This is a genomic window from Kitasatospora sp. NPDC004745 (assembly GCF_042873275.1).
In the GTDB taxonomy this organism is placed as follows: Bacteria; Actinomycetota; Actinomycetes; order Streptomycetales; family Streptomycetaceae; genus Kitasatospora.
The window spans coordinates 51,673-53,696 of sequence record NZ_JBIALK010000041.1 but is presented as its reverse complement, the minus strand read 5'-3'; the positions used below and the strand labels follow the sequence as shown (position 1 = coordinate 53,696).

General features: G+C 75.6%; 2 protein-coding genes. One reads left to right on the top strand and one right to left on the bottom strand.

Annotated features, from left to right (window positions below; all coding sequences use genetic code 11):
• Positions 1–776 precede the first annotated feature (776 nt).
• Positions 777–1,124, top strand: coding sequence for a VOC family protein (locus ACFYUY_RS37935; RefSeq protein WP_387907754.1), 348 nt, complete (start codon positions 777–779; stop codon positions 1,122–1,124).
• Positions 1,125–1,218: 94 nt separating this feature from the next.
• Here the strand turns inward: ACFYUY_RS37935 and ACFYUY_RS37930 are convergent.
• A partial coding sequence (locus ACFYUY_RS37930) for a hypothetical protein (protein WP_387907751.1) occupies positions 1,219–2,024 on the bottom strand: 806 nt, incomplete at its 5' end.

Genomic DNA, 2,024 nt, shown 5'->3' with positions numbered 1-2,024 from the left:
CCGCACCCCGTACCCCAGCGCCGACAACCGCTCCGCCACCCGCCGACCCGTCTTACCCGTACCACCCACCACCAGCACCACACCGGCATCGACCGCAAGATCAAGAGCACCGTCGTACGTCATCACGACCACCTCATTCGGAGAAAAGAAGGAGAACGAACGGAACCGACCGCCGGAGGCACCGGGCGTCCGGCCGGTCCGACGCGGATCCGCGGGGCTCGTCCGAGCCCTGAGCCCTGCGGCCCCTCGTCCTGGCACCATTCAAGTCCGCCCCGAGCCCGCGAACCATAGCCGCCGCACTCAGGTCCATGTGCGAGCGTCTACGCCGCCCACCAGCGACGTCCGCCCGGTCACGGCCCGTCCGCGCCGTCCGCGGCCGGGGCCCCACCGGAACCCACCACAACACATCCCGCCCCGGCCGCACAGATCCCTCTACCAGCCCTTGACCTGGCCTTGACCGTCGCCGAATTCCCCGGAAAGGCCTTGCCCGCAATTCCGGGACCCTCCGCGGATCCGGCCGTGAATTCCCGCCGGGCCGTGGCCGACCGGCCGTGGGCGGCGCACCGGAAGCGGTGCGGCCCGCCCGCCCGGACACCGCACCGGTAGTCTCGCGGCTGCTGCCGATCCATGGGAAGGCCTCGTTCACGGCCCGGTCGCTGCTTGCGCTCGGCCGCGGTCCCGGTGGTGTTCCCGACGATCGCGGGCGAGCCCGCCCGAGGAGCCGGCGGCCGCCGGGCCGACCTGCGGGGGCGGCGGCCCGCGGTTACCGTGAGGGCATGATCAACGGCGCCCACGTCATCCTGTACAGCCGGGACGCGGAGGCCGACCGCGCGTTCCTCCGCGACGTCCTGCGCTTCCCGCACGTGGACGCGGGCGGCGGCTGGCTGGTCTTCCGGCTGCCGCCCGCGGAGCTCGCGGTCCACCCCGCCGAGGCTTCCGACCGGGAGCTCTACCTGATGTGCGACGACGTCCACGCGACGGTCCGCGAACTCACCTCGCTCGGCGTCGAGTTCACCGAGCCGGTGAGCTCCGCCGGGTGGGGCCTGCGGACGGCGCTACGACTGCCGGGCGGGGGCGTGGTCGGCCTCTACCAGCCGCGCCACGAGGTGGCCCACGGCGGCTGAGCCCGAGCGCGACCCGGGCCGGAGCGCCGCCCGGGCCGGAGCGCCGCCCGGCCGGGCAACCGATCCGCCACCACGGCGAGCCCCCGAGGCCGGCTCAGCCGCAGGTGCCGTCCGCGCAGAGCCGCCACGGCACCCAGGACCCGAACCGGTCCGCCTCGCTGGTCCGCCAGTACCGGTCCGCGTTCCACTCCCGGGCCGTGACCTGCAGCCGGCCGTCGGCCAGCTGCACCACCGAACTCGGCGCGCTCAGCCCTCGGCCGGGCTCCGGCAGTCCGGGCAGCGGCCGGACCGGCCCCCAGGCGTCCCCGCTGCCGTCCCGCTGGCTGCGCACCTCCATCGCCCCGGAGGACCCGTTGCCCGCGGCGAAGGCGTGCAGCCGCCCGTCGCGCTCCTTGAACAGGGTGATCCCCCCGTGGTACGGCGGCGGCGCCAGCTCGAAGCCCTCGGCCGCGCTCCAGCGCCCGTCCGGGGTGGCCAGCACGGTGCGGCAGATGCTGCCGTAGGAGGCGATGAACACCTCCAGCCCGCCGCGGCCGTTCTCCACCGCGCTGACCTGGTACAGCTTCGGCCCGACCGGGGTCTCGCTGACCCGCTCCCACGCGCCGTACTCGCCGCCCGGCTCCTCCTGGGACCGGTGCCAGACGAAGCGCGGGCCGGGCGTCGCGGAGTCGTCGTAGAACTGCTGGAACTGCTCGGTCCGGCCGTCCGCCCGACGCGCCTCCACCAGGCTGTCCGCGACCGGACTGCCCGCCCGGCCCGGCCCCGGCGCGGCCCCGCACCCGGCGGTGACACCCGCGGCCGGGATCGTGGTGGGCGCGGGCGCCGCCCCGGCCACCACCACCCCAGCCGCGGGCAGCACCCCCCCCAACAACGGTGGCGGGACGTTGCTGCACACCGTCG

Bases quoted from the DNA above. Each gene is read 5' to 3' on its own strand.
- ACFYUY_RS37935 (WP_387907754.1), top strand. From the start codon at position 777: ATGATCAACGGCGCCCACGTCATCCTGTACAGCCGGGACGCGGAGGCC.